Below are 1,073 nucleotides of genomic sequence, written 5' to 3'. Positions count from 1 at the left end.
AGTACTGAGGTCGCCCATTTTTGATATAATCGATCACCGCCCAGCCTACAGCATCAGGTATTGGCAGAGTTAATGGTTTATGTGTTTTATGCTGTATGAGGGACAGTTTTTTATCTTCCCAGTTAAAGTTTTGGAAACGCAGGTTTTTGATATCTCCAATCCGAAGACCAAGAACACATGCAAGAAGGATCATTGCATAGTCACGTTTTCCGATAGGGCTGTTCCGGTCAATGACCGAAAGCATTGCTTTCAGTTCATCAAGTTTCCATGCAGAAGGTATTTTGGCACTTTTGGAAACAGCAGGCATATGGATCTTTTCAGCATAATCAGCGGAGAGTATCCCGATAGAATAAATAAAACGCAGAAAATGTCTGATCCCGCAAACATTCTGTTCTATGGTCTTAAAACTATACCCTGCCAGCGTTTTCAGATAAGAATTGCAAACATCCATAGTGATATTTTCTGTAGTTCCAATCTTCCTCTGCTGAAGATAGTCCATAAAAGCCCTGGAAATCCCTTTATAATGTCCGATTGTACTTGCTGACAGTTCCGTAGAATTCAGGAAATCTAAATAATCCGTATATAAATTTAAATAGTACGCATTCAGCGTAATAGGATTTTTTGCGGCATAGTATCTTCTGGTAAGCACCTGATGCAAACGGTAATCTTCCAGCATATGCACAACACGGAGCAATTGGACTCTCTGTTGGGAAAGCGTTCCATTATTATATTTCGTAATGAAGCCGTATTGTTTTTCGAGATATTTAAGTCCCCGTTCCATATCGTATTCGGTATTTCCGTATTCTTCCGTAAGAAAGCACTGGATCTTATTCCATTCACCTTCATAAAAGCGGATAGTTGCAGAAGAATAGTTGTTTTCCTGCAACAGTTGTTTTAGTCCTTCTGTAATCATTTCAAAATTCATGAGTTTCTGACTCCTTTCTTTTTTTATGATTACAGAATAACAAAGTGTAGCATTTTTGCTTGTATTATGCCGAGATAAATTTAAAGAAATCCCGTATTTACGCAGATAATCAGCGTTAACTCGTCATAACGTTTATCTCGTCATAAGG

At 38.3% G+C, this 1,073-nt stretch carries 1 protein-coding gene; it reads right to left on the bottom strand.

The features are described 5' to 3' along the window. Positions 1–925, bottom strand: a 925-nt coding sequence (locus tag DWZ38_RS21920; protein WP_117855426.1) for a site-specific integrase, incomplete at its 3' end; no start/stop codon positions are given. Positions 926–1,073 lie beyond the last annotated feature (148 nt).

The sequence above is a fragment of the Ruminococcus sp. AF31-8BH genome, from assembly GCF_003460605.1.
In the GTDB taxonomy this organism is placed as follows: domain Bacteria; phylum Bacillota; class Clostridia; order Lachnospirales; family Lachnospiraceae; genus Blautia_A; species Blautia_A acetigignens.
Note: the sequence above shows the minus strand (reverse complement) of the source record. Positions and strands in the feature narration are given on the sequence as shown.